Here is a 25,497-nt window from a genome sequence, read left to right on the forward strand (position 1 = left end):
CTCTGACAATCATTAAGAAGCGGTCACAATAGTAACGGACAACCCTATCCTCGCCATGTCTGCTCTTGTCAGTCAAATTCAGAAGGGGACCCCGCAGCGAAAAATCACATTAGAGTAGGACGTTGTTTCACCAGTGCGTATGACGAATCGCACGCCATTCACTCTAGCCTTGAAACCATTTTCGCCGTCGTGTGGGCAGTATGTTAGGGGAATATCGAAACGCTCTTTCACCCAGCGTTCAGCTTCGGTCCCTCTAGCTTCATCCGCCATAAGACCTGTCTCCAGAATCAACTCCGGTTTAAGCACATCCAAGACCTGACAAAAACGAGGCACACCAAAAGCCAATGCCAGATCAATCACTTCCACTCCATCCGGAACTGGTAGGCCCGCATCCGATATCACAAACCTATCCTTGTGTCTGAGCCGAGCCACTGCAGCGGCCATCTGCGCATTCAATATCCCATGAGTTAGCATTCTTGTTTCCCTTACATGCTTTGCGCACACGATGGCACGGGTGTGGCAAGAGCCACACCCGTGCCGTTCGCACGCCTATCTTTTACTGGTATTGCGAGACGTTTTCCTTGGTCACGGTCTTCACCTCAATGGCCTGCGTCTTTTGGACTTTCTGACCCTTGAGAATCTTCGAAGCCGCCTGTACGGCCTTTTGACCCAGCACCTTTGGTTGCTGGGCTATGGTGCCCACAGCCTTGCCATCGGCAACTGACTTGAGTCCATCTTTGGTTCCGTCGAAGCCGAAGATCTTGACATCCTTGCCGGCTTTATCACCCAACGCTTGGACGCCGCCTAACAGCATCTCGTCGTTCTCAGCATAGATACCTGTGGCATCAGGGTGTGATTGCATGAGGTTGGTCGTGACATTGAGAGCTTCAGCACGATCGAAGTTGGCGGTCTGCTCAGCTACGACCTGAATACCAGAGTACTTCTTAATCCGATCCTTGAAGCCCTTGCCACGATCACGAGTAGAAGCTGCTCCGGGAGTCCCCTGCAGGATGATGACCTTGCCTTTTTCGCCGATAGACTTGGCAAGCTCATCAGCTGCCTGGGCACCGCCTGCCACATTGTTAGAAGCAATGTGAGAGTCGACGCTCTCACCAGTGACGGCACGGTCCACGGATATGACCGGCACCTTAGATGAGAGGAGAGGAGCAACGGCTGATGCAGCTGCATCAGAATCCACTGGATTGATGATCACAGCCTTGGCTCCTTGGGATTGAGCATTCTGAGCTTGGTTCTGCTGTGTCGCTGAATCATTCTGAGCATCCGAAACCTGAAGGTCGATACCCAGCTTCTGGGCCTCGGCCTTTGCCCCATCCCGAAGATCCACGAAGAAGGGATTATTGAGTGTGGATACGAGGAGGGCCACCTTTTCATTGCCGGAAGATGAGCTTGACGATCCGCATGCCGACAGACCCACCATGAACGTGCCGGCACAAACCAGTGCCAGAGCCGCTTTCAAGCCCTTTTGGAATTTCACATTAATCATTTCATTCTCTTTCCTTGTTTTTGTTACTTGTTTGGTTTCGATACGGGTACTGCTAAAAGCCGTGGTTTCAGTGAGCATCCTCTTTGCGACGCAAGGTATCAAAGCTCACAGCAGCTGCGATCACAAGACCGATGACAACCTGCTGCCAGAAGGAGGAGACATTCAGGATGTTGAGGCCATTACGGATTACTGCAAGAAGGATGGCACCCACAAAAGTCCCGGAGACTTTACCTTTGCCGCCGGAAAGGGAGGCTCCACCAATGACAGTCGAAGCAATGGCATCCATTTCATATCCCGTAGCAGCCTGCGGCTGTGCAGAGTGGAGTCGACCTGCAATAACCAGCCCAGCCACCGCCGCGAAGATACCTGAAAGAATGAAGACGACAATCTGCGTCTTATGAACTGAAATGCCGGACAACCTGGAAGCCTCCATGTTGCCGCCGACGGCATACATCGACCGTCCAATAGTGGTGAAATTCAAAATAATGGCTGCGATAATCCCCATGATGATCATCATGACAATGGGGACAGGGATATTGAGGATCGTGCCGCCGAAGAAATTCACCACACCAGATGTGCTGATAGGTCTGCCGTCCGATATGACCAGTGTCAACCCTCTGGCAACCGACATCATGGCCAGTGTAGCAATGAAGGATGGAAGCTTGAGATACGCATTGGCGATGCCGCTCAAGGCTCCGAAGACAGCACCGGCTACAATGCCAACGACAACAGTCAACCAAGCCGGCATGCCCATGGAGGCTCCGGCATATGCAGCGAACATACTGGAGACAGCCGCAACAGATCCGACGGAAAGATCAATACCCGCGGCAACAATGGCGAAAGTTTCCCCGAAAGCCAGGATGGCGACTGTCGCGGCCTGTATGCCTACATTAAGGATGTTCGACCCTGTGAGGAAGGCAGGTGTAGCAAGGGAAAGAATGATGGCCAGCAGTATAAGGCCAATCAAGGCCCCGTTCCTCATGGCGAATTTCTTGATTTCTTCCCCTGCGGATCTCCCGACAGCTGTGTTGCCCTCATTCATCTTTTCAGACATTTCTTTTCTCCTTCGCGCTTTGATCAGTCGTTGACGGCTGCTTCATCCATGTGGGAAACTGCCAGAGCCATGACTTTTTGTTGATTGGCCTCTGCGGCGGTCATGGAACCGCTGACCTTGCCATTGCTCATGACGATGATTCGATCGGACATGCCCAAGACCTCCGGCAGGTCGGAGGAAGCCATGAGCACTGCCCCACCATTGGCAGTTACCTGGTTGATCAGCTCGTAAATTTCGACACGGGCGCCGACATCCACACCACGTGTAGGTTCGTCCAAAAGCAGGACCTTGACCTGGGCCATGGCCCACTTACCGAATACGACTTTCTGCTGATTGCCTCCAGACAGGGATCCGGCGTTCTGATCGGTGCCCGCCATGCGGATTGATAGTTTTTCTGCAGTCAGCTCTTCGCGTTTCTTTTGTCCAGAGCGATCCACGAATCCCATACGGGCGGTTGAACGCATGGTAGGCAAGCCCAGATTCTCACTGACTGCGGCCTCTGCGATAAGCCCCTGTGCGCGTCTGTCTTCGGGTACTAGACCAACACCAGCGTTGATAGCCGCATTGATGGAATTCTTAGGAAGGACCTTGCCTTCTACAGTCACAGAACCAGAATCATAATCATCAGCGCCGAAGATGGCACGGATGACTTCCGTCCTGCCCGCACCAACTAAGCCGGCCATGCCGACCACCTCTCCGGCCCTGACTTCAAAAGAAACATCCTCCATGGTGCCTTGGCGCGTCAGGCCGTCTACTTTCAGAAGCACCTTTCCCGGCTTCTGTGCCTGGCGAGGATACTGATCCTCAATGTTGCGCCCAACCATGAGCTTTATCAGTTCAGGCTCCGGCGTGGTTGCAGGAACGGTGTCGATATACTGCCCATCGCGTAAGACAGTAACGATATCGCCCACCTTGGCAAGCTCATCCAGATGGTGGGAAATGAAGACCATGCCCACACCCTTGGCCTTGAGGTCACGCATAATCTCGAAGAGATGTTCACACTCATGATGAGTCAAGGCAGCGGTGGGCTCGTCCAGGATAAGAATGGATGCATTCTGCATGAGCGCCTTTGCTATCTCTACCATCTGCTGGCGGGCCACGCCTAGCTCCCCCATGGGTCTGGAGACATCCTCATCCAGCTGTATCAGCTTCAAGGCCTCTTTGGCCTTGCGCTTCATTTCTTTCTTATTCACTAAGCCCGATGAGGAGGGCAGATTACCCAAGAACAGATTTTCCATGATCGAGAGTTGGGGAACCATATTCAGCTCTTGATGGATGACTGCAATCCCCAGCTTCCTGGCAGCATCGACATTCGGGATGCGTACCTGTTGACCGTCGATTTCGATATGTCCTTCATCCGGCTGGTAAATTCCGCTCATCATTTTGATAACTGTTGACTTACCTGCACCGTTTTCCCCAAGAAGAACGTGTACCTTGCCTGGTTCGACGGTAATAGATACTTGATCGACCACCTTAGTATCGCCGAATTTTTTTGAAACTCCGACGAGAGATAATTGTGTCATAGTGTTCACTTTCATATAAACTCAATGAGCTCCATTGCGGCTGCGCTTATTGAAATCATTCATCAGGCCGTGCGAAAAGCGGGCTACAGCAGTGAAGTACCGCTCTTCATAATCGGCTTACCCATGCGAACTGGGTGGTCGTCGGTTTCCTCTCCCCCTAATGAAGGAGAGACGAAGGTGATTACCGTATTCTCGGAGTACCTAGTGAACCCCGGGGTATGTAAATCGTCTTCACCCGCTCATGAAACTCGATTTCCTTGCCAGCCAACATATCCAGGAAAAGACGTGCGCCTTTGTGGCCGATTTCCTGCACTTGTTGAGATATGACCGAGATCTTGGGAGATGAAAGCGAAAAAAGATCCAGATCATCAAACGAGATCATTGACATTTCCTCACCCGGTGTGGCACCTGTGTCATTCAACAGGGACATCGCTCTCACCGCATCCGGCGAATACCCGAATATCATGGCGTCCGCACCTACATCACTCATGCGATGAAGGACAGAAGCGCAGGAAGCCTGATCGAAACTGGTCGATTCCACGAATAGGTTTTCTTCTCCAAACAAACGAGATGCCACCTGCCGAAAAGCCAGTTCGCGCTCTTGTAAGGACGGAGAATCCAACACTGGGCCGGACACATAACCAACCTTGCTGAATCCGTGGTCACGAACATCACGCAGAGCCGACTCCATACCAGGGAAAGGATCGGAATCCACCACCGGGACATCTCGCATACCTTTGACATGCCGATCAACGAAGATAACCGGCAGACCGCGTGCTACGAGCTGGCGCAGGGCTTTCGTCTGCTCGCCCTGTGGGACGATGATGGCTCCATCGATTCGCTGCGACAGAATGCTCATGATAAAGGCATCCTGACGAGAACCGCTTTCTGAAGAGGTACCGATGAACGTGCTGTAATTTTGCTTGAATAAGGTGTCTTGAATCGCATACGCCAAGTCTGCAAAGTAACCGTTTCGGATATCTGGAACCAGCAAACCTACGGTCTTGGTCCTGGAAGAACGCATGGCTCGGGCCCGCGAATCCGGTATGTAATCCAGTTCCTTGGCGATTTGTTCTATTCTCGCTTCGGTCACCTGGGATACACGTCCAGCATGGTTCAATGCCCTGGAAACCGTAGATACCGATACCCCGGCGCGTTGAGCCACTTCGCGGATTGTCACGTATGCCATCACACCTCCTCTCAATAAACGCTAGCATTCAGTGCTCACCTGACAACGTTCCTTACATACCAACCTGATTGCTCTATCAACCGAGTAGGTAGCAAGAAGTTCCAGAAGAGTAGGGACGAATGTTTGTCTTGATTCATGCGACTTCTAGAGATCCGCAACGTCGACGATACGGACCTATTGCACTCTTTGGATATGAGTGAACAGTCGTCGTCCACATCCATAGCCAGTGCAAGAACGTTCCCGCTATTTTATGCTCTCTCCTTTCAGAAAAGAGCGGTAACGTTGCCACAAGTATATAACTGTCTGTCCAAAGGCCACAACCTGGTTGGAACAAAAGGCGTGTCGTACGGGAAAATTCGGGAACCCACGCACTCGAAAGCTGGCCGCCCCGAGCATCAGATCTGATCAAGCAAGGCAGAGCAATAAGAGCTGGCTGCAACTTTCAAGACGCAAAGCAAACGATCAGCAAGGTACAAAGGCACCATCGATAGCGTAAAAAGTGATACGGCATCTTTTCATGCTCGGGTTCCAGCTGATGAGTTTGAGGCACACGATCATATGCTGTTCCTATGCAATCGAGCACGGACAACAAACCAATTGACTCCGTGGCTCAGCTAACTGCCCAAGATCAGGCCCGCTCGACTTTGCAGAAAGCAGGATTATTGAGCACCAATATATATATCGCTTATGACTGCGAGCACTCTCTCTAGGGCGAAAAGGAGAAAATCTGCAAGAAAGACGGCAGACAATTGAAAGGGCTCCCACTATCAGAACTGACTTTGTCCGCTCGTGCAACCGTCAGTCCACGGCAACTTCAATCAGCTCGGTAATCAGATCGGTGTAGGTGATCCCGGTGGCCTCCCAGGCCTTGGCATACATGGAGATGGGCGTGAAACCAGGCATGGTGTTGATCTCGTTGACGATGACCCTACCCTCGGGCGTTACAAAGCAGTCGACACGGCTCAGACCGGCGCCGTCCACGGTTCTGAAGGCCTTGGCAGCCAGGTCGCGAACCTTCTGAAGAGTCTCCTCCGGCAGGTCGGCGGGAACCTCTACGTGAGAGGCGGAGGAGTCCACATACTTGCTGTCGAAGTCGTAGAAGGCCTCGTCCTGATCAGCCTTGTCCAGTACCACCTCGCCTGGCCAGGCTGTACGGGGCTTTCTGTCCTTGCTCGATGAAAGCACGGCGCACTCGATCTCCCGCCCCTCAATGCCCTCCTCTATCAGAACCCGCCAGTCATGCTTTGCTGCCTCTGCGACCGCAGCAGCCAGGGCTTCGCCTTTGGGCTCTTCCACCTTGACCACGCCAAAGCTGGATCCCGCACGGGAGGGCTTGATGAAGAGCGGGTAATGCAGCTCTGCCTTCTCCACAGCGGCCAGCAGGCCGGCTCCGGATCGCTGTTCACGGGAGTCTATGGTGATGCCAGGAGCCACAGGTATGCCGGCTTGGCTGAGCAGAATCTTGGTATAGTGCTTGTCCATGCATGCGGCAGAGGCGAAGACCCCGCACCCAACGTAGGGCAGGCCCATCATTTCAAGCAGACCCTGTAGGGTGCCATCCTCACCGTATGGGCCGTGCAGCACCGGAAAGACCGCGTCAACATGCCCCAAAGGCTCCAGGGAACCTACTGCCCCGGAAGATTGGGCTCCAGAGACCAGGTCGGCATGGTCGCCGATCAGAAACCCATCTCTGCCACGGGCCATGTCGAGGATGACCGGACGGCTGCCTTCGGTTATCTGCACCCTTGGCAGACTGGCATCGCCCAGACCCCATTGCCTGGGATCCTGGCCGCCGATGGTCCATCGACCGTCCTTGGTGATGCCGATGGGGACGGGCTCATACCGGTCGGTATCGATGGCATTGAGCACGCCGGCCGCTGACACGCAGGATATGGAATGTTCGTCGGCACGCCCGCCATAGAGCACCACAACACGTTTCCTGACCATCATCCCTCGGCTTTCCTCATCCTGGGCACGCATTCCGACCTCACGCACATGCCCGGGCAGATACATCACTCAAGACAGCAGAATATCCCCTTGGCGGTCAGCTAGGCACGGGTGGAGTCGCTCATCCACAAGCTTGGCACGAACAAGGCATGATTGAGCTGACGCAGGCACCAGACAAGTCAGGCGCACGATTGAGTTATAACCCGTATATCGTCAAGCACAATGCTGGTAGCGCCGGCTTCAAAGTCTTCGCGCCCTCTATAGTCGTCAGAATGTTCTGATGGCCGCCAGACTCACTCTGTGGTGATCTGCCCCCCAAACAGCTCGTCGATCATGCCCCGGCAGCTCAGACCTTGACCCAGCACATGGCTCATGGCCGTAGCCAGCGGGGTCGCCACCTGGTAACGCCTGCCCAGGGCGACGACAGCATCGGTGGTGGGCACGCCCTCGGCGACACCCTTGCTGACGCGAGTGGCTTCCTCAAGGCTTTTGCCCTGACCCAGATTAAAGCCGAAGGTGTAGTTCCTGCTCAGGGATGAACCGCAGGTGGCCACCAGGTCGCCGACCCCGGCAAGACCGGCGAAAGTCTTGGACTTGGCCCCGCAGGCCTCCCCTAGAGCAGTGAGTTCGGCCAGACCCCTGGCCTGGATCATGGCGGCTGTGTTCTCCCCGAATCCAGCCCCTCGTGACATCCCGACTGCCAGCGCAGTGACGTTCTTCAGCGACCCGCACATTTCCAGGCCGATCACATCGTCCGAGACGAAGGCCTTGAAATAGTCGTTCGTGCAGGCACGGGCTACTCTCATGGCTGTATCGGCATCAGTGCTGGCGACCACGGTGGCGCTCGGCTCGCGGGCGGCCACCTCCTTGCTCAGGTTGGGGCCGGAGACAGCCGCGAACCTGGCTGAGTCCAGATCCAGTGTCTGGCGGACCACCTGGTCCATCCGTCTGTCAGTGCCTCGTTCAATCCCCTTCATCAGGGAAACCACAATGGCATCATGACCCAGCAGACCCCTGAATTCCGTCAAGGCCTCACAGGCATGCTGAGCGGCTATGGCCACGATCACGATTTCAGCCCCCGAGACAGCCTTGGCCCGGTCACCCTCAGCGCTGATGGCGTCAGGCAGCCTCTTCACGGTCGGCAGGCGACGGGCATTCGAATGCTTGCTGTTGATTTCGTCCACGACATCCGGGTCGATGTCCCACATGATCACCTGATTGCCTGCGTCAGCCAATACCTGGGCAAAAGCGGTTCCCCATGCGCCTGCTCCCAATACCGCGATCTTCGTCATCATTCTCCTTTGCATAATGCCGTGCGCACGGGAACGCCGACCAGCAGCCTCATTCTTGTCTCTACCATCCTATGACACCGCCGCCAGGCAGCTGGAATTAGAGGCGGGTTCCGGCCTTATTGCTCGCTTCTGGGCCGACGGGTCATGGTCACGTAATCGAAGTATCCAGCCGCTGGGGGCTCTTCGCCGCGAATCTCGGCCATGACCTCCTCCATTCGGTTGCGCAGGCGGACACAGAGGGCATGGACGGACTGCTTGGGGGGTTCCGCTCCCCACTGATCCACGTCTTCCAGAAGGTCGGAATAGTCAAGGAGCCGGTCATAGCACATGACCACGTTCTTTCGAGGCCAGGGCCACTTGTGATTGATCGAAGCCGCCCCCCAGGTGATGCTGGGATACAGGGGAACCATGCGGCCCAGCTGCCGCGAGGCCTCCAGGGCGATGAATCCGACACCGGGCTTGAGCGACATGGGCCACTTCAGAGGGTCACGGGACACCGTTCCCTCAGGCCAGATGGTCAAAGGCCTGCCCGAGGTGATGATGCTGATCGACTCCTCCTCAATCGACCTGGCCTTGCCGGACTTGCGCTCCACCGGCTGCATGCCCACCATGCGGAACCAGCTGCCGATCAGGGGCCAATGGGCCATCTCGGCCTTGGCCATGTATCGGGGACGACGACCCAGGTGGAAGAGCGCCATCATGGGAATGAACACGTCAAACTGGGTCACATGGGTGGCTGCGGTGATAAATGGGCCGCTCTGAGGCACCCGCTCCAGACCCCAGGCATAGACCCGGCAGGAGTCTCGCACCACCTGGGAAACTCCGCGCAACAGACGGGTAGTCCCCACAGGGTGTTGACCGTCTATCTCGTCCAGGGCCGGTATGCGGTGTCCGGTGGGATAGTAGCGGGTTGGATCCACCAACCTGTGCCGCTGCGCCAGCAACGCCACCTGCTGGTCGGACAGGGCCGGCACCGCAGAGCGTGGGGAAGGTTTGCCTTTGGAAGCCATCTATGCCTGCCGGATCAGTCGATCTGCGCGTCCAGGGCCAGCAGCTTGTCGCGGAAGTCCTCGTAGCCGCGGTCGATCAGGGAGATGCCGTGGACGGTGGAGGGGCCGGATGCCGTCAGTGCGGCGATCAGGTGGCTGAAGCCGCCACGCAGGTCGGGCACGTCGATGTCCTGGCCAGTCAAGGGGGTGGGACCGAAGATGACCGCCGAATGGTTGAAGTTGCGCTGCTGGAAGCGGCAGGGCAGGGATCCCAGGCACTCCTTGTAGAGCTGGATGGTGGCACCCATCTGAATCAGGGGCTCGGTAAAGCCGAAGCGGTTCTCGTAGACCGTCTCGTGAACGATGGAAAGACCCTTGGCCTGGGTCAGAGCGACCACCAGGGGCTGCTGCCAATCGGTCATGAACCCGGGGTGCACATCGGTCTCAATGGCCACGGGCCGCAGGTCGCCGCCCGGATGCCAGAAGCGGATGCCGTCGTCGCGCACGTCGAACTGGCCGCCAATCTTGCGGAAGACATTCAGGTAGGTCATCATATCGGGCTGATGGGCGCCCTTGACCATAATGTCGCCATGGGTGGCCAGGGCGGCGGAGGCCCAGGAGGCAGCTTCGATCCGGTCGGGCAGGGAGGTATGGGTGAACCCCTTGAGGGATGGCACCCCCTCGATGCGGATGGTCCGGTCCACATCCACGGAGATCTGCGCGCCCATCTTCTGCAGGACCGCCACCAGGTCCATGATTTCGGGCTCGGTAGCCGCCCCTGACAGCTCAGTGCGCCCCTCGGCCATGACGGCTGCCAGCAGGGTCTGCTCCGTGGCGCCCACCGAGGGGTAGGGCAGGTGAATCTTGGCCCCATGCAGACCATCGGGCGCTGTGATGTGTATGCCGGCCTCATGCTCCTTGTCGACATTGGCCCCCAGCTTGCGCAGGGTCTCCAGATGGAAATCGATGGGCCGGCTGCCGATGCGGCATCCGCCCAGAACGGGGATGAACGCCTCCCCCATCCGATGCAGAAGCGGTCCTGAGAAGAGGATGGGAATGCGGGAAGAGCCCGACAGGGTGTCTACATCAGCCACGTCGGCCAGCTCCACATGACTGGCATCGATGGTGACCACACCCTCCTGGGGACGAACATCCACCTTGACCCCATGCAGCCTCAGCAGGTCCGAGACCACATGGACATCGCGGATCTCAGGAACGTTCTTGAGCACTGAAACACCGGGAGCCAGAAGGGCCGCCACCATGGCCTTGCTGACGAAGTTCTTGGCCCCGCGGATCTGGATGGTACCGTGCAGGGGTCTGCCGCCCACCACATGCAGCACATCATTCTGTGTATTCACCTTGGGCATATATCGGCTTCCTTCTCGTATCTGCTCAGAGCCGGGCTTTGGCGCATCATCGGCCCTATCTGCAAGTCTGCCACAAGGGGTGTGGGGACACCGTGAATTGTCGCCTCGGGCATAGGGCGTCCAACCAGTCGGATACTGGTCAGGCGCCAGCTGAAACGAAGGGGGTCAGCATCGTGAAGCCCATGATCAGCAGCAGCATGATGAAAAATGGGCAGGCCCAGGCGCCATAGACGTTCGTATAGGTGCGGTTTTCCCGCAGAAATGCGGTAATCCGATGACGGCCCAAATAGAGGACCAGGACGGCCGCCAGCAAGCCTGCCAGCATCATGAGCACGTTGATGTAGGAGGACATGTTGTCGCTCATAAACCCGAGAAGGAGTTCCAGCCCGTCGCTGACGACCAGGTTGTTGAACACGTGCAGGGCTATGGACCAGAAGATGGAGTATTCGCAGGCCAGATAGCCCAGGAGCAGACCCATGATGAAAGCGAAGAACCCCTGGCCAAGGTCACCATGGAAGAAACCGAACATGACCGCGGAGGTGACGATGGCGAAGACGTGGCCGTAGGGCTTCAGCGCATGCAGGATGGCACCTCTGAAGACCAGCTCCTCGATGACGGGGGCCAGCAGGCTGACGTAGATGAACATGGGAATGGTACCCGAGGCCTGCTGGATCTGCTCGGTCGTGGTCCAGGACTGCTGCACTCCCAGCCGCGCCGTGGTCCAGTCCATGCCTGACTGATACCAGTCGGCCAGGGTCTGCCCGGTCAGCGTCAGCGCAAAGCATCCCAGCAGCACCTGCCAGGTCATGGGGTGCAGATCAGTATGGAAGATGCCCAGAGGACCGGAATCGCAGATCTGCCGACGTCGTGTGAAGACCAGGAAGCAGAGGCCTGTGCAGGCGGCGATCAGGTTGATGATGCCCCCATACTCCTTGTCCGCATGGCTCATCACATATATAAATCCCGAGTGGGCAGGCACTGGATCGAACACGGCATTCCACTCCATTTGAGCCAGCACACCGAACAGAAGACCGACGCTGTTGATGATAAGCAGGTAGACCAGCAGCAGGGCGGCCTGTCGGTTGAGCATACCTCTGGCCGCACTCATCCATGCACGATCCGCCACGCCTCGTCTGGGCTTTTGAGCCTGCCCGGTCCCTGACGCGTCGGGCGCCGTCGCTGTCTGCCCCATGTCACCATGCCCTTTCATGATCCTCTGCAGGTTCGGCCATCCGGCATTGACCTCCAGCTTGTCCAAGTCTACGCCACCACCGCAGCGCCAATGCGTCATGCCTCAGAGCAGGCCGGGCACGAACTTGAAGACCGTCAGCAGCAGGCAGAGCAGCAAGTAGAGCAGGAACCAGGGCTGCCTCCAGGAAACATATGTACCCTTAGGGGCTCGATAGCGCCGCTGGTAGTCCAACAGACTGGTGCGGTGCAGGAAGAACATGAGCAGCCCAGCCAGAACCAAGACCAGCGCCACTGCCAAAATCGACAGACGAGCAGTTCTCGGAGCGCTCATCAGATATCGATTGGGCAGGCCGCTGAAGAGCAGATCACCGAGCACACGGGCTCCGACGGCCCAGATCAGACCATACTCCAGGGAGCAGTATCCCAATGCCAGCCCCAGCAGGAAGATCCAAAGCCCGGAGACCGGATCACTCTGCAGCAGGGCGCAGAGCAGGGATGCAGTCAGAATGGCAAAGACCCGGCCATACCGACGCAGCCCGTTGAGGATGATGCCGCGGAAGACCAGCTCCTCAGCCAGGGGGACCGCCAGGAGGGCATACAGGGCCATCATCGGCGAGGAAGCCCCGGTGACCAGCAGGCTGTGCGAGGCCAGGGAGGGGATGTGCAGAAGCAGACCGAAGTGATTGAAGAACTTGTTCAGTTCATGAACCATCCCTTGGCCCAGCAGGAGCACAGCGACCAAGGCCAGCAGAGCCGCCAGGGTCATTCTTCGATCCGTTCGCCAGCGTACGGCATCCTGTCCCCGCTGATCCACACCTCGAATAACGCTCCACTCTGAAATGCAGGCATAGGTCAGCGCCAGCAGGACCGACAGGAGAGTAATCCCGTCGGATAGGAAGGCGATGGATCTGGGGTCCTTGACCTGTTCCATGACGACTGGCAGGATCATCCCCGAACCGACCATGAGCACCAGAACCGATATGGCCAGATAGACGAAGGCGAAGGCGGCCTGTCCGTTGACGGCGTGGAGGACCCCGGAACTGGCTGTGTAGGTGTTGGACTTGCCGGTGGTGGGCTTGGCCACAACTTCAGCAGCTGGCGCGACAGCGTCAAGTTCACTTGGAACAGCGATCGGCTGCGAGCTGACTGGCTCCGGCCGGCCTGTCCCTGTGACCGGTCCTGCCGAAGCATTGGAAACGACCCGCGGAGCTGCCAACTCGGCTGAAGGACGGGTACGGTTGCGAGCAGCCTGCCGCTTGGACGAGCGACGGGCTCCCCTCTTCCTTTCACGGCTTCTGGCAGATAGGCCGAAATGAAGACCATGCGAAGAACGGGTCGGCTTGGTTGCATTCGCTGCGGCTTCCTCGGTCTCTGAGGACTTGGCCTTGGCCGCCACAGCAGCTGCAGCAGCCTCGGCAGCCTTGGCGGCGAGAGCCACAGAAGCGCCTGGAGCGGATACGGATGTCGACGAAGACGCAAACTGGACGACCGACTGCGTCGCCGGCGCTGCGTTCACAGCCTCTGAAGATTCGGCAGGGGCAGGCTGAACGGCAATCGCTGCCTGACCGGTCTGCATGGGCTGGCCGTCATGATCCTTCTGCGCGAGCGCCGTCTCCTGTCCGTCAATAGCCTTTGACGAAACGACCCGACCACCGGTATCGTCACCGGCGACTGCGGCAGGCTGGGCAACTACCCGTGGAGTCGAACAGACCCGACGCCCCTGATGATCGGTTCCACTGGACACGGATTGTGCAGCAGCACCGTTGTCCCCAGAAGCCGATGAACCAGTGACCAGGGAATCCCAGTCGGCATCCGAGCGACGGACAACGACTGGCCGGTCGGCGAATACCACAGGGGCCTCAGACGCATGAACAGAGGCTGCGGGTGCAGGAATCTCCGAACCCGGTTTCGCAGACATCGAATCCTCAGCGCCGGAACCCGAGGGCGCCTCGAGCATAGTCGCCGACTTTGGTTCGGCTGTTCTGACTGCGGAAGGAGCGGAAGCCGCAGGTTTGCCTGCACGGGTGCTTGCGGACGGCTTACGACGCTTGGGCATATTCCAAGAGAAGACCGGGCCATTGTTCTTTTCGGGCTTCGTCCAGGACCAGACGACCTTGGCCGCAGGCTGCTGAGGCTGCGCCGGGATCTCCTTGGCCTTTGCGGCTTCCGGCTCTCGGCGAACCACCACACGCCGCGGAGACGACTCCTTGTCAGATTCCTTTCCGCCATGCCCGTCTGCTGGCAGATCTTCAGGGGGAAACGCGGGAACTCCCGGTTGACTGGCCATGGTGACCGAGTCCAAAAAATCATAGGATCCTGGAAGCACTGAAGGTCGTTCACCGACTGGTCTGGCACCCTTGCCGCCAGCTCCTTCATCACCCAGAACCGCGGTCTTCCTATGGGCTATCCGTCCCGGGTAGGCCAAGCCATCATCCACGGCCTCCCCCGGCAGGCTCAAGGGCGGCAGGTCGATGGACCCTTCCTCATAATCCCAATGACGGGCGTAGTCCTTGCTGGCACTGTGGCTTGCAGTCATGAGGGCAATAGAGGAGCGCGACATCTTCCAGCGCCCCTGATCGCTTTGAACATCAGCAGACTCGCTGCCGCTGCCGCGATCCTCGTCATCCCTCATCCGTCGATGATCCTTCCCCTTCATGCACTACCGTACGACCGCCAAGGGCGTCCAGCGACACGAACCTTTCCCCACGTTCATATCAACAATACATATCCGAGTCTAGCCCGACCCCGCCCTTCCCCGACGGAATCCCGACAATGGGCCGGCCGCCATCGACTGTCTGGTCAGGCCAGTCCTGGCACGAATTCGCTCAGGGCCATCAGCAGGCATGCCAGGCAGAAGAGCAGGAACCAAGGCGCCCGCCAGGAAGCGTAGATTCCCTTGGGAGCACGATTGCTGCGGCAGTAATCACGGAGAGTCCTTATCTTGAACAGCAGCCCGACGACGCCAACCAGCAGCACCAGGATCATGAGAAAGCCCAGGCCGATGCGGACCACCTCGGGTGCCAGAGGCATGTACTTGGCCAACAATCCTGAAGAGAAAGCGTTGTTGAGCATGTGCACCAGCAGGGACCAGACCAGCCCATACTCCATGGCCAGATAGCCCAGAACCAGGCCGGAAATGAAACCGAACAGACCCTGGACCAAGGAACCATGCATGAAGCCGAAAAGCAGAGAAGAAGTAATAATGGCGAAGACCCGGCCAAAGCGGCGCAGACCGTTCATGATGACCCCGCGAAAGACCAGCTCCTCGGCAAAGGGCCCCAAAAGAATGCCATAGAAGAGCATGATCGGCGTTTCCATGCCTCCATCACCTGGTGCGGACGGCGGATGCAGGCCAGTACTGGACAGAATGGCGCTCAGTCCGGAGTTGGCTACCCCGGCCACCAGCTGACTGAGGAAGAAGCAGGCCAGGGCGATGATCAAGGCCAACAGGCTGAATCGTCGCGCAGTGACCCACTGCACCTGATCCTGGCCATGGCGTTCATGGCCCACGATGACCGGCCACTGGCTGATCAAGGCAAACAGCAGGGCCAGCACTACGGAGATGGCCACCGTCCAGTCACCCAGAGGGCCGTTGATCTGTGCCTCGGAAGCATGCGGGAAAAGAGCAGGCAGAACCGCCTTGCCCCCCAAAAGACCTGCCAGGGTCTCTATGGCCACGTAGATGAAGGCAAAAGCACTTAGGGTATTCACTGCCCGTCTAACGCCCCAGTCGTGCACATCGCCGCTGCTGTGCCTCATGATAACCGCTCCTCTTCACTCGCCAACTAGTCACAGGCGATCAATGGCTGTCTCATTCCATGGTAAGCGAAGAGGGAGCAAATGGCTTTCATATGAGGGCTCACGGCCCGTCGGTCAAATGATGCCGCGGTCAGCCAGGGGTCCAGGCCAGTCGATTTGACCCTCCCTGGCTGAAGTGACCGGCTCTTCGGGCATGTGCTGGGCCGGCAGAGTACGCGGCTTGAAGGGGAATCGCTCGGCCCGCATACGCTCATAGGCACGGATGTCATCCTCGTGCTGGAGGGTCAGATCAATGTCGTCGTAACCGTTCATGAGCCGCCACCGCACATAGTCGTCTACCTGGAAGGGCAGAGTCACATCCGCGCAGGTGACCGTGCGAGCGCCCAGGTCCACGGTCATCTCGGTGCCGGGGTCCTCCTCCAGGAGCTTCCAGAGCAACTCCACTGATTCCTGGGGCATGATGGCGGCCAGAACACCGTTCTTGGCGGTGTTCCCATAGAAGATATCGGCGAAGCGGGGGGCGATGACCACACGGAAGCCGTAGTCCCGCAGAGCCCAGACCGCATGCTCGCGCGAGGAGCCGATGCCGAAGTCCGGCCCGGCCACCAGAACTCGGGCACCTGAATATTCGGGCCGGTTGAGCACGAAATTCGGATTCCTTCGCCAGGCGTAGAAGAGCGCGTCCTCGAAGCCGGTCTTCTGCACCCGCTTCAGGAATACGGCGGGGATGATCTGATCGGTGTCGACGTTGGAGCGGCGCAAGGGCACCCCGACCCCGGTGACAACGGAAAGTGGCTCCATGATGACCTCCTGCCTGCTGGATGGCGATGACGATGACGAATGATTGATGGGCTTACAGATCGGCCGGGGAGCAGATGGTTCCCCGGATGGCCGTCGCAGCGGCCACCTCGGGCGAGGCCAGATGCGTCCTGCCGCCCTTGCCCTGACGACCCTGGAAGTTGCGGTTGGATGTGGAGATGGAGCGCTCCCCCGGCACCAGCTGGTCGGGGTTCATGCCCAGGCACATGGAGCAGCCAGCGTTGCGCCATTCGGCTCCAAAGTCCTCGAAGATGCGATCCAGCCCCTCCTTTTCGGCCTGAATGCGAACTCGCGAAGAGGCCGGAACCACCAAGACGCGATGCAGGTTCTTGGCCTTGTGGTGTCCCTTCATGATGGCTGCCGCCGCGCGCAGATCCTCGATGCGCCCGTTGGTGCAAGAACCAATGAACACGGTGTCCACGGCGATGTCCCGGATGGGCATCCCTGGCTTCAGACCCATGTAGTCGATGGCCTCCTGGGCTGCCTGACGCTTGGCCGGGTCGGCGATCTTTTCGGGCACAGGCACATCAGCGGCAATGGGCAGACCCTGTCCGGGATTGGTGCCCCAGGTCACGTAGGGGGTCAGCTGGTCGGCATCCAGGATGACCTCCTTGTCGAAGACTGCGTCCGGATCGGTGGGCAGGGTACGCCAGTAGTCCAGTGCCTGATCCCACATGGTCCCCTTGGGGGCGTGCGGCCGGCCCTCCAAGTAAGCGAAGGTGGTATCGTCCGGCGCGATCATCCCGGCCCTCGCCCCGGCCTCGATGGACATGTTGCAGATGGTCATGCGCGCGTCCATGGACATGCGCCGAATGGCCTCGCCCCGGTACTCCAGAACGTGCCCTTGGCCGCCGCCAGTGCCGATCTTGGCGATGACGGCCAGGATGACGTCCTTGGCGCCCACGCCCGGCTTGAGCTGCCCGCGGACGGTGATGGCCATGGTCTTGAAAGGCTTCAGGCTCAGGGTCTGGGTGGCCAGAACATGCTCCACCTCGGAGGTGCCGATGCCGAAAGCCAGGGCCCCGAAGGCCCCGTGGGTCGAGGTATGCGAATCGCCGCAGACGATGGTCATGCCGGGCTGCGTCAGTCCCAGGACGGGTGCAAAAGCGTGAACGATGCCCTGGTCCGCATCCCCCAATGGGTGCAGACGGACGCCGAACTCCCGGCAGTTGCGCTCCAGGGTGGAGATCTGCAGGGCCGAGACCTTGTCGGCGATGGGCCGATCGATGTCGATGGTGGGGGTGTTGTGATCCTCGGTGGCGATGACCTGGTCCAGGTGACGGATCTTGCGGCCTGCCAGGCGCAGCCCCTCGAATGCCTGTGGGCTGGTCACCTCGTGCATAAGCTGCAGATCGATGTAGATCAGATCGGGCTCGCCTCCCTGGCCCTTTCTGACCAAATGATCGGCCCAGACCTTTTCCGCCATTGTGCGTCCCATATCGCCTCCTGAAAACCTGCGACCAGCCGGAGCGCCAATCTCATCGGCACCCCGCCGGCCTCTTATCACCGAGTATGGAACTGCCCAACCGTTATGAACTTTTGCATTTCATATACTGAGATGGCATAATTCAACCATGGACACACCTTCTATGAACGATGACGACAGATATCCCTCCGCAAATGATCCGAACATGCATCAGGAGGAGATTCATTCGGGCGTCGGCGTTCTGGACAAGACGGTGCGAATTCTGGACACCCTGGAGACCGGACCCATGACCCTGGGCCAGCTGGTCAACGCCACAGGGTTGGCTCGACCCACAGCCCACCGACTGGCCATCGCCTTGGAGCGCCACCGCTTCGTGCTGCGGGACGCGCATGGTCGCTTCGTCCTAGGCTCCCGCTTCGCCGAGCTGGCCGCTGCCGCCGGCGAGGATCGACTGCTGACCGCCTCGGGGCCCATCCTGCATACACTGCTCAACCGTTCGGGCGAGTCAGCCCAGATTTTCCGCCGCCAAGGCGAAGTCCGTGTCTGCATCGCCGCGGTGGAACGCGCCTCGGGCCTGCGCGACTCCATCCCCGTAGGCGCCCTGCTGTCCATGGAGGCCGGGTCGGCAGCGCAGATTCTGCTGGCCTGGGAGGAACCCGAGCGCCTCCATCAGGGTCTGCGGCACGCCAAGTTCAACGCAGCGACCCTGGCCACGGTCCGCAAGCGCGGCTGGGCCGAATCCATCAACGAGCGGGAAGAAGGCGTCTGCTCCATCTCGGCCCCCATCCGCAACGGATCCGGACAGGTCATGGCCGCCATATCCATCTCCGGGCCAGTCAACCGCATGTCCACTACGCCGGGAAGGCGCTACGCCCCCCTGGTCATGGCTGCCGGCAAATATCTGACAGAAGCCCTGCTGCGAGCCTCATCTCCCGCCCGTCGCAGGGTCTGAGCGGGAATCCCTAACGCCTTGGTCCTGACCGCCGCCTGCTGGATCCCCAGGAGGCGATCAGCCCGGCAAGAGCCGTCAGGCCGCCCGCCAAGAACCCGGGCCGACGCAAGAGGTTGACCGCATCCCCGGTTGAGGTGGGCACATGGCTCATGGCGAAAGTGTAGACCTTGTGGGATCCTGGTCGCCCCACCAATTGCCCGAACTCCAGGAGCTGAGTGCGAGGATGATGGGGATGGCGGATGTCGAACTCGAAGAGCCGGGCAGCCCGCTTGCTGGGCACCGGACCGTATGAGCCGAATCCGCATGTAGGCGTGGCCCCCAGCGTCAGATCACCGCTACGGCCGACAAAGCCATTGCGATGGTCATGCCCGGCGAAGAGGGCGAAATAGCCCCGGTTCCGGGTCAGCAGGTCATACTCTCCGCTGTCCTCATCCGGGCAGGAGACCCCCTCGCCCAGGTAGGAGCCGGGGCAGGTGCGCGATTCGTCCAGGATGTAGCAACGGGAGTCGAAACTTCTGTAGCCCTGGACCGCATAGGCTGTGGTGGCTGGCACCGGCTTGAGCAGATCGTAGAACTGGGGAATGGGCATGTGCTGGAAGACTATGGACCGGTTGCCCAGAAGATCGGGAGCGGCCGCCAGAAAGTCCAGGGCCTGCGCCGACGGTGAGCCATAGCCTCCTGCCCGGGCATAGTCGCCAGAGTCCAGCAGGACCAGGCCCATGACCACCCCGTGACCGTCGCAATCCGCCACAGGCAGCGCGAAAGTGCCCGGAGCGCAGACGAAAGCCGTCTGGGAGGGCAGGGCCGACCCGATCAGCGCATGGACTCGATCAGGATGGGCGACCGTGGCCTCCGGGTTCAGGCAACCGGGCACCTCCCGATAGATGGCATCCATCTGGTCGGTGTCCAGCCCACACTGGAAGTCGTGGTTGCCATAGGTGACGACGAAGGGAATCCCGCGTTCAACCAGCGGGCCGGTGATCAGGCCAACGGTTCTGCGGACCAGATCCTCAGTGTGCTTGATGTTCTGCTGGCGTACACGCTCGGCATCCCTGCGGTCTGGTTCCCGGCGGTCCGCAGCAGCCTGACCATCCTGGGACTTGGCAGAGCGCTTCAGGGAGGCTCCCCCAAATCCCAGAGCGCCACCCATGCTCAGACCAGCCGAGTAGATGCCGTCCAAGGGGGTGCTCCAGCGCCTCTTACGGAAGGTGCGCTCGTAGGCCGTGTCGTAACCGGCTACCTGGTTGCCTGAGAAGACCACGAGATCGGGCTTTGCCGCATCGCAAGCCGCGCCTATCAGCCTGATCGTGTCCGGAGAGACCTTGGGACCTTCCTGGACGTCGGCCAGCTGCAGGAGTCTGAACTTGCCTGAGTAATGGAACTGAAGTCGCCCCAGCCGGGCCGAAACGGACAGCGGTCGATCATGCTCTCCCTTGCCGCCTTGTGGGGAGACCTGATCCGCGTGGTAATGCTGACTCATACATCCAGCCTACTTCACCCGACTTCGCCTCTAGGCCGATGTATGCAGTCCTCTTACGAATCGGATTCAGGCCGCAACGTCACCACCGCAGGCCGGCACCCTGATGTTAGCTTGACCACAGTGATTACGATGACGGCAAGGACCGGGCCGACAATCTTCAGGCCTGGCCCCGGTCTTGGTATATTGGATACGTTGCGGTTCTTAACGAGATAGAGGGAGCGTACCTCCATGGCAGAAGGACAAGAGCTCCTGTTGCGCAAGGATCTTGAGCGGGTTGTCGACCGCCTGCACCAGGAACGTACTCATGTAGCGCCCTATCAGGAGGATTACCGTCGACTGCTGGATAACCACGGCAAGATGATTCGCGCTGCCATGGTGGTTCTCTTTGCGCGGGCCGGAGCGCAGATCGAAGGACGCTTGGACGATACCGTCATCACCGGCGCCGCCGCCATCGAGATGCTTCATCTGGCCACCTTGGTCCACGACGACGTTCTGGACAACGCCCCCATCCGCCGCAACAAGCCCACGGTCCACACCATCCGGGGCAACAAGGCCGCCATCTATCTAGGTGATCTGATCCTCTCCCGCTACATGGAAATCATGGCCTCCATCGCTCCTGACACAGGCTTTATCCGCGAACAGGCCGGCACGGTCTGCGAGATCGTAGGTGGAGAGCTCTACCAGGAGTCCGACCGCCACCACACCCACATAACCATTGACGATTACGACAGAGCCATCTCCGGCAAGACCGCAGCCCTCTTCCGTCTGGCCTGCCTGACCGGGATCCGCCTTGACGGCCAGCCAATTGACCCGGCATTGGAGCAGACCGCCAGAGACTTCGGCGGCAATCTAGGCATGGCCTTCCAGATCATCGATGACATCAACGATTTTGATCTGGATCGCGACACCGGCAAGCCCAAGCTGGAGGATATCCGCGACGGAATCTACACTCTGCCGGTTCTGTTGGGGTTCCAGAAGGATGAGAACTTCAGAGCCCTGGTCCAGCAGGACGATCCCGAACAGGTAATCGACTACCTTAGAGCACATCCCCAGTTGATGGAAAGCAGCCGTCAAACCGCCAAAGACTATCTGCGGCGGGCTTCAGACAGCCTGGAGGATTCCCCCATACCTGAGGGCATACGCAGCTTGCTGCAGCGGATTGTAAGCAAGCTGACTGCCCAGGTCTGACCGAATCGGCGCGACGGAACCGGCGCAGCATAGCTAGAGCGAGTGAGACCAGCCTCCTATCAGCCGCGAGCCGAACATCCGTCATATCTGCCACTTCATGCTTGGCATTGCTCTCTTTTCTGAATCTCACCACAGCTGGCAGCCGCTGATCACAAACACCCTATGACAGCAAATCCCCCGTTCCAGACCATACGATCCGAAGCGGGGGATTTGCCGAAGGGGAAGGGAGTGTTTAAGATCAGCCGACCATTAGGCCAGGGCCACCCGAGCTGGTGCGCCGTGCACCTTGGCAGGCTGGGGTCCATTGCCGTCGTCCGGCTTGTAGAAGGGTCCCTGGTGCAGGGTCCTCCTGGTGTAGAAGATCATGACTCCGCCCAGAACCAGGAAGAGCAGGAAGTAGACAATGCAGGTGAAGAGCAGGTTCGGCACCGTGCTGGTGGGCGAAACGCCATCGGCAATGGTCTGATAACCATAAACCAGCCATGGATAGCGTCCAAGCTCAGTCACCAGCCAGCCACTGGTCGTCGCAGCGAAGGGGGCGAAGGTAAAGATACCCATGATCCAGAGCTTCCAGCGTGTGGTGAACAGGGTGTTCTTCTTCTTACGTGTGAACCAGAGCACCAATGCTGATATCAGGGCAAAGGCAAACCCGATTCCGACCATCAGACGGAAGACCCAGAATAGGGTGGTGACCGGCACGTAGTAGTTCATGTCCTTGCCATACTTGGCATCGTACTTCTCGTGCAACTCCTTGTTGACGGTGTTCATGCCCTTGACGGCGCCTGTCTTCTTGCCGTAAGCCAGCTGTGACATGGCTCCGGGAATCTCGACGGACCCTTCAATCTTATGGTCCTTCTCATTGATCAGAGCCACGGCATTCCAGGGAGCGGGATCACCGGTGTCCTCGTAGATGGCCTCGGTGGCGGCCAATTTCATAGGCTGATCGGTCACGATGAACTTGCCCTGCAAATCACCGTAGGTGATCACGCAGATGGAACCGATAAGCCCGAGCAGGGCGGCCAGACGGATGGACTTGGTGAACAGGTTGACCTTGGCCTGCTTCTCGGAGTCAGCCTCCACAGCGGCCACGGCCTGGTCCTTGTTCCCCATATGCATCCTCAGCAGGCTGAAAGCGCTGCAGCCCATGACCACAAAGGCCCCTGTGCAGACGGCGGCGAAGAAGACGTGGGGGAACTCGATCCACAGCTGGGGATTGGATATGACATCACCAAAACTGCGCAGCCGCACATGACCGGTGGCCTGGTTGATCTCGAAACCAACCGGGTGCTGCATGAAGCTGTTGGCAGCCAGAATCCAGATGGCCGACATGGAGGAACCCAGGAAGGTCAGCCATATGAAGACCGCATGCACGGCCGGCTTGAACCTATTCCAAGTGAACATCCATACGCCGATGAAAGTGGACTCCAGGAAGAAGGCCAGCAGGGCCTCGATGGCCAGGGGGGCGCCGAAGATGTCACCCATGAACCTGGAGTAGTTTGACCAGTTCATGCCGAACTGGAACTCCTGGATGATGCCCGTGACCACGCCGACCGCGAAAGAGAGCAGGAAGATCTTGGACCAGAACATGGTCATCTTCTTGTAGACATCCTTCTTGGTCACCACATAGGTGGTCTCCATGATGGCGACCGCCAGGGCCAGACCGATGGTCATAGGGACATAGAAGAAGTGGAATATCGTCGTCATGGCGAACTGGAATCTAGACAATCCCAATACAGTGAACATCGTTCCTCCCAATCTCTGCAGGGTTCGTCGGGCGCGGGTACACGGGTCGAATCCGGACGGATTCAGATATGACCAGGCTTGTGCCCACAAGAACCTTTCAGCTCTCCCCGACTTCGCGACCTGGTCGCTTCCACGGGCTCCGGTTTCCTCACCGTCCAGTCCATGAACCGACGGCGCACGGTGACCGGCCGGGAAGCCATCCGACAAGATCGGCGACCCGACAACCGTGCAAAATTCATTGCTCGGGAAACAGCCTGATGGTCATTCAACAGGGTTCCGTCCATCTGAATCTGACTGCTTCTTTAAGTATATCCCTTGACCGGCACCATTGTCCACGTCCGAGACATCCATGCGATAAAGTTCACGGAAACGGGCGTTCTCATGGTACAAATCAACAGGTCGACCCTGCATGGCTATATGACCATCCTGCATAAAGATGACCTGGTCGGCCTCCTCCAGCCCCTGGAGGTGGTGGGTCACCCAAAGAAGGGTGCGGTCCTGGCTGACCTTGAAGATCATGGCCATGAGCCGCCGCTCGGTTATGGGATCCAGACCGATGGTTGGCTCGTCCAGAAGAATGATCGGCGTGCGCTTGAGCACAATCCTGGCCAGGGCCAGACGCTGGCGCTGCCCGCCTGAAAGACGGCCGCCAGCCTCATCCACCGGCGTGTCGATTCCCTGGGGCATGTCATCTACGACCTGATCCAGCTGTACAGCCTTCAGAGCCTGGCGAACCTGATCATCATCGGCCTGGGGAGCGCCCAGACGCACGTTGGAGGCGATGGTGGTGTTGAAGAGGAAGGCCTGCTGGTTCAGGTAGCCAAAGAGCTCAGGACGCTGATCCTGCAAGGCATCGACCGGTATTCCATTGATCAGGATGCGGCCACTGGTGGGGCGCAGGTCGCCCAGGAGCAGCTGAAGGACCGTCGTCTTGCCCTCGCCGCTGGGACCGAGCAGGGCCACGCGCTGCCCACCTTCGATTCGCAGGCTGAAGTCGTCCAGCAGCAGGGGGTCATCAGGACCATAGGAGAAGCTGACATGGTCGAAGACGATTGACTTGATCGGCCCCTCCAGCCTGGTCTGGGCGCTCGGCTCAATTCGCCGGGACTCGACCCGCTCGGTCAGATCATTCAGGTGATCCAGCGAGTCTGTGTAGAGGGGAACCTCGGCCACGGCCTGGGAGACCACGATGAAGCAGTCGACCAGAGGGAAGACCGCCAGGACCACGGCTGCCGCGAAGTCCGCAATGGAGGTGGAGCTGGTCATACGCAGATCCGCTCCAACAATCAGAGCCACCACCATGAGGGCGAAAATCATCTGGATGCCGCAGTTGCGCCAGCGTTCAAACCGCTTCTGCTCTTTGCGGCCGGTGGCGATGTCGTTGAAGTCACCGGACGCCGTGTCCACGAAGCGCCGCCGACGGCGGGTAATCACCCAATCCCCCAGGCCCATGTAGCTCTCGGTCACTGCAGTGTATTGATCCTGCCGCCGTGCCTTCTCCATGTCGTAACGCCCGTCTGAATAAGCCAGCGAGACCAGCGGGATCAGGATCAGGATCAGGGCGAAAAGCAGGAAGAGCAGGAGCGAGGTCAGCCAGGAGAAGACGCCTACGGCGATGGTCACCACCACCCACATCATGTAGGCTACGACCGTGGGGAAAATGGTGCGCAGGTAGAAGTTCTCCAGATGGTCCAGGTCGTCCGAGAGCATGCCCAGGACCGTGCCTGTGCGCTCATGCTCGTTCAGGAAGGCCGCATCCTGCGAGAGGGTGCGGTAGAGCTGAACCCGCAGCTTGGAAACCACCCGGAGCACCCAATCATGGCTCTTGATGCGCTCCATGTACTTGAATGTGGGTCGTCCGATGCCGAAGGCCCTGGTAAGGACCACCGGCACGTATACGGCGAAGATGTTGAAGGGATGGCGGGCCGACCTGCTGATCAGGAATCCCGATGTGAACATCAGTCCAGCCGCGCACACGAAGGTGATGGTCCCCAGGAAGAAGATCAGGGCAAGCAGCCCCTTGTTCTCACGCAGGTAGGGCCAGAACCAATGGTCCCGGTGCCAGATATGCATG

At 59.0% G+C, this 25,497-nt stretch carries 19 protein-coding genes; 2 read left to right on the forward strand and 17 right to left on the reverse strand.

Annotated features, from left to right (window positions below; genetic code table 11):
• Window positions 1–78: 78 nt before the first annotated feature.
• The 14 genes from rbsD to leuC form a co-directional block, all read right to left on the reverse strand.
• Window positions 79–474, reverse strand: a complete 396-nt coding sequence (gene rbsD / locus ACUIAH_RS04925) for a D-ribose pyranase (protein ID WP_445340530.1) — start codon at window positions 472–474, stop codon at window positions 79–81.
• Between the two features lie 82 nt (window positions 475–556).
• Entirely contained in the window at window positions 557–1,504 is a 948-nt protein-coding gene (locus tag ACUIAH_RS04930) for a substrate-binding domain-containing protein (protein WP_445341552.1), read from the reverse strand.
• Window positions 1,505–1,571: 67 nt separating this feature from the next.
• Window positions 1,572–2,558, reverse strand: a complete 987-nt coding sequence (locus ACUIAH_RS04935; RefSeq protein ID WP_198199237.1) for an ABC transporter permease — start codon at window positions 2,556–2,558, stop codon at window positions 1,572–1,574.
• A gap of 23 nt (window positions 2,559–2,581) precedes the next feature.
• A complete protein-coding gene (locus tag ACUIAH_RS04940; protein ID WP_445341553.1) occupies window positions 2,582–4,081 on the reverse strand; it encodes a sugar ABC transporter ATP-binding protein in 1,500 nt (499 codons plus the stop codon).
• A 181-nt stretch (window positions 4,082–4,262) separates the two neighbouring features.
• The gene (locus ACUIAH_RS04945) at window positions 4,263–5,270 is read right to left on the reverse strand and encodes a LacI family DNA-binding transcriptional regulator (RefSeq protein WP_101431917.1); all 1,008 of its coding nucleotides are present in this window, start codon (window positions 5,268–5,270) and stop codon (window positions 4,263–4,265) included.
• A gap of 798 nt (window positions 5,271–6,068) precedes the next feature.
• Complete coding sequence (locus ACUIAH_RS04950; protein WP_445340531.1) at window positions 6,069–7,217, reverse strand: D-alanine--D-alanine ligase family protein; 1,149 nt, start codon at window positions 7,215–7,217, stop codon at window positions 6,069–6,071.
• 293 nt (window positions 7,218–7,510) lie between these two features.
• Complete coding sequence (locus ACUIAH_RS04955) at window positions 7,511–8,509, reverse strand: NAD(P)H-dependent glycerol-3-phosphate dehydrogenase (RefSeq protein WP_445340532.1); 999 nt, start codon at window positions 8,507–8,509, stop codon at window positions 7,511–7,513.
• Between the two features lie 116 nt (window positions 8,510–8,625).
• Window positions 8,626–9,519, reverse strand: coding sequence for a lysophospholipid acyltransferase family protein (locus tag ACUIAH_RS04960; protein ID WP_445340533.1), 894 nt, complete (start codon window positions 9,517–9,519; stop codon window positions 8,626–8,628).
• A gap of 14 nt (window positions 9,520–9,533) precedes the next feature.
• A complete protein-coding gene (gene murA, locus ACUIAH_RS04965; protein ID WP_445339632.1) occupies window positions 9,534–10,865 on the reverse strand; it encodes a UDP-N-acetylglucosamine 1-carboxyvinyltransferase in 1,332 nt (443 codons plus the stop codon).
• A gap of 139 nt (window positions 10,866–11,004) precedes the next feature.
• On the reverse strand, window positions 11,005–12,057 hold the full coding sequence (locus ACUIAH_RS04970) for a lysostaphin resistance A-like protein (protein WP_445340534.1): 1,053 nt from the start codon (window positions 12,055–12,057) through the stop codon (window positions 11,005–11,007).
• A gap of 102 nt (window positions 12,058–12,159) precedes the next feature.
• On the reverse strand, window positions 12,160–14,688 hold the full coding sequence (locus ACUIAH_RS04975) for a CPBP family glutamic-type intramembrane protease (RefSeq protein ID WP_445340535.1): 2,529 nt from the start codon (window positions 14,686–14,688) through the stop codon (window positions 12,160–12,162).
• A 167-nt stretch (window positions 14,689–14,855) separates the two neighbouring features.
• Complete coding sequence (locus ACUIAH_RS04980; protein ID WP_445340536.1) at window positions 14,856–15,815, reverse strand: lysostaphin resistance A-like protein; 960 nt, start codon at window positions 15,813–15,815, stop codon at window positions 14,856–14,858.
• A 114-nt stretch (window positions 15,816–15,929) separates the two neighbouring features.
• Window positions 15,930–16,616 (reverse strand): 3-isopropylmalate dehydratase small subunit, encoded by a 687-nt coding sequence (gene leuD / locus ACUIAH_RS04985; protein WP_313837125.1) that lies wholly within the window; start codon window positions 16,614–16,616, stop codon window positions 15,930–15,932.
• A gap of 52 nt (window positions 16,617–16,668) precedes the next feature.
• On the reverse strand, window positions 16,669–18,072 hold the full coding sequence (leuC, locus tag ACUIAH_RS04990; RefSeq protein ID WP_445340537.1) for a 3-isopropylmalate dehydratase large subunit: 1,404 nt from the start codon (window positions 18,070–18,072) through the stop codon (window positions 16,669–16,671).
• Between the two features lie 193 nt (window positions 18,073–18,265).
• Between leuC and ACUIAH_RS04995 the strand changes: the two genes are divergently transcribed.
• Window positions 18,266–19,012, forward strand: coding sequence for an IclR family transcriptional regulator (locus tag ACUIAH_RS04995; RefSeq protein ID WP_172636696.1), 747 nt, complete (start codon window positions 18,266–18,268; stop codon window positions 19,010–19,012).
• 10 nt (window positions 19,013–19,022) lie between these two features.
• On the opposite strand, the gene ACUIAH_RS05000 is transcribed toward ACUIAH_RS04995, so the two are convergent.
• Entirely contained in the window at window positions 19,023–20,492 is a 1,470-nt protein-coding gene (locus ACUIAH_RS05000; protein ID WP_445340538.1) for a serine/threonine protein phosphatase, read from the reverse strand.
• Between the two features lie 228 nt (window positions 20,493–20,720).
• Between ACUIAH_RS05000 and ACUIAH_RS05005 the strand changes: the two genes are divergently transcribed.
• Window positions 20,721–21,680, forward strand: a complete 960-nt coding sequence (locus tag ACUIAH_RS05005; RefSeq protein WP_445340539.1) for a polyprenyl synthetase family protein — start codon at window positions 20,721–20,723, stop codon at window positions 21,678–21,680.
• A gap of 249 nt (window positions 21,681–21,929) precedes the next feature.
• Here the strand turns inward: ACUIAH_RS05005 and ACUIAH_RS05010 are convergent, their stop codons facing one another.
• Window positions 21,930–23,423, reverse strand: a complete 1,494-nt coding sequence (locus tag ACUIAH_RS05010) for a cytochrome ubiquinol oxidase subunit I (RefSeq protein ID WP_445340540.1) — start codon at window positions 23,421–23,423, stop codon at window positions 21,930–21,932.
• 261 nt (window positions 23,424–23,684) lie between these two features.
• Complete coding sequence (gene cydC / locus ACUIAH_RS05015) at window positions 23,685–25,496, reverse strand: thiol reductant ABC exporter subunit CydC (protein ID WP_198199248.1); 1,812 nt, start codon at window positions 25,494–25,496, stop codon at window positions 23,685–23,687.
• Window position 25,497: the final 1 nt, after the last annotated feature.

The sequence above is a fragment of the Bifidobacterium sp. ESL0820 genome, from assembly GCF_052606235.1.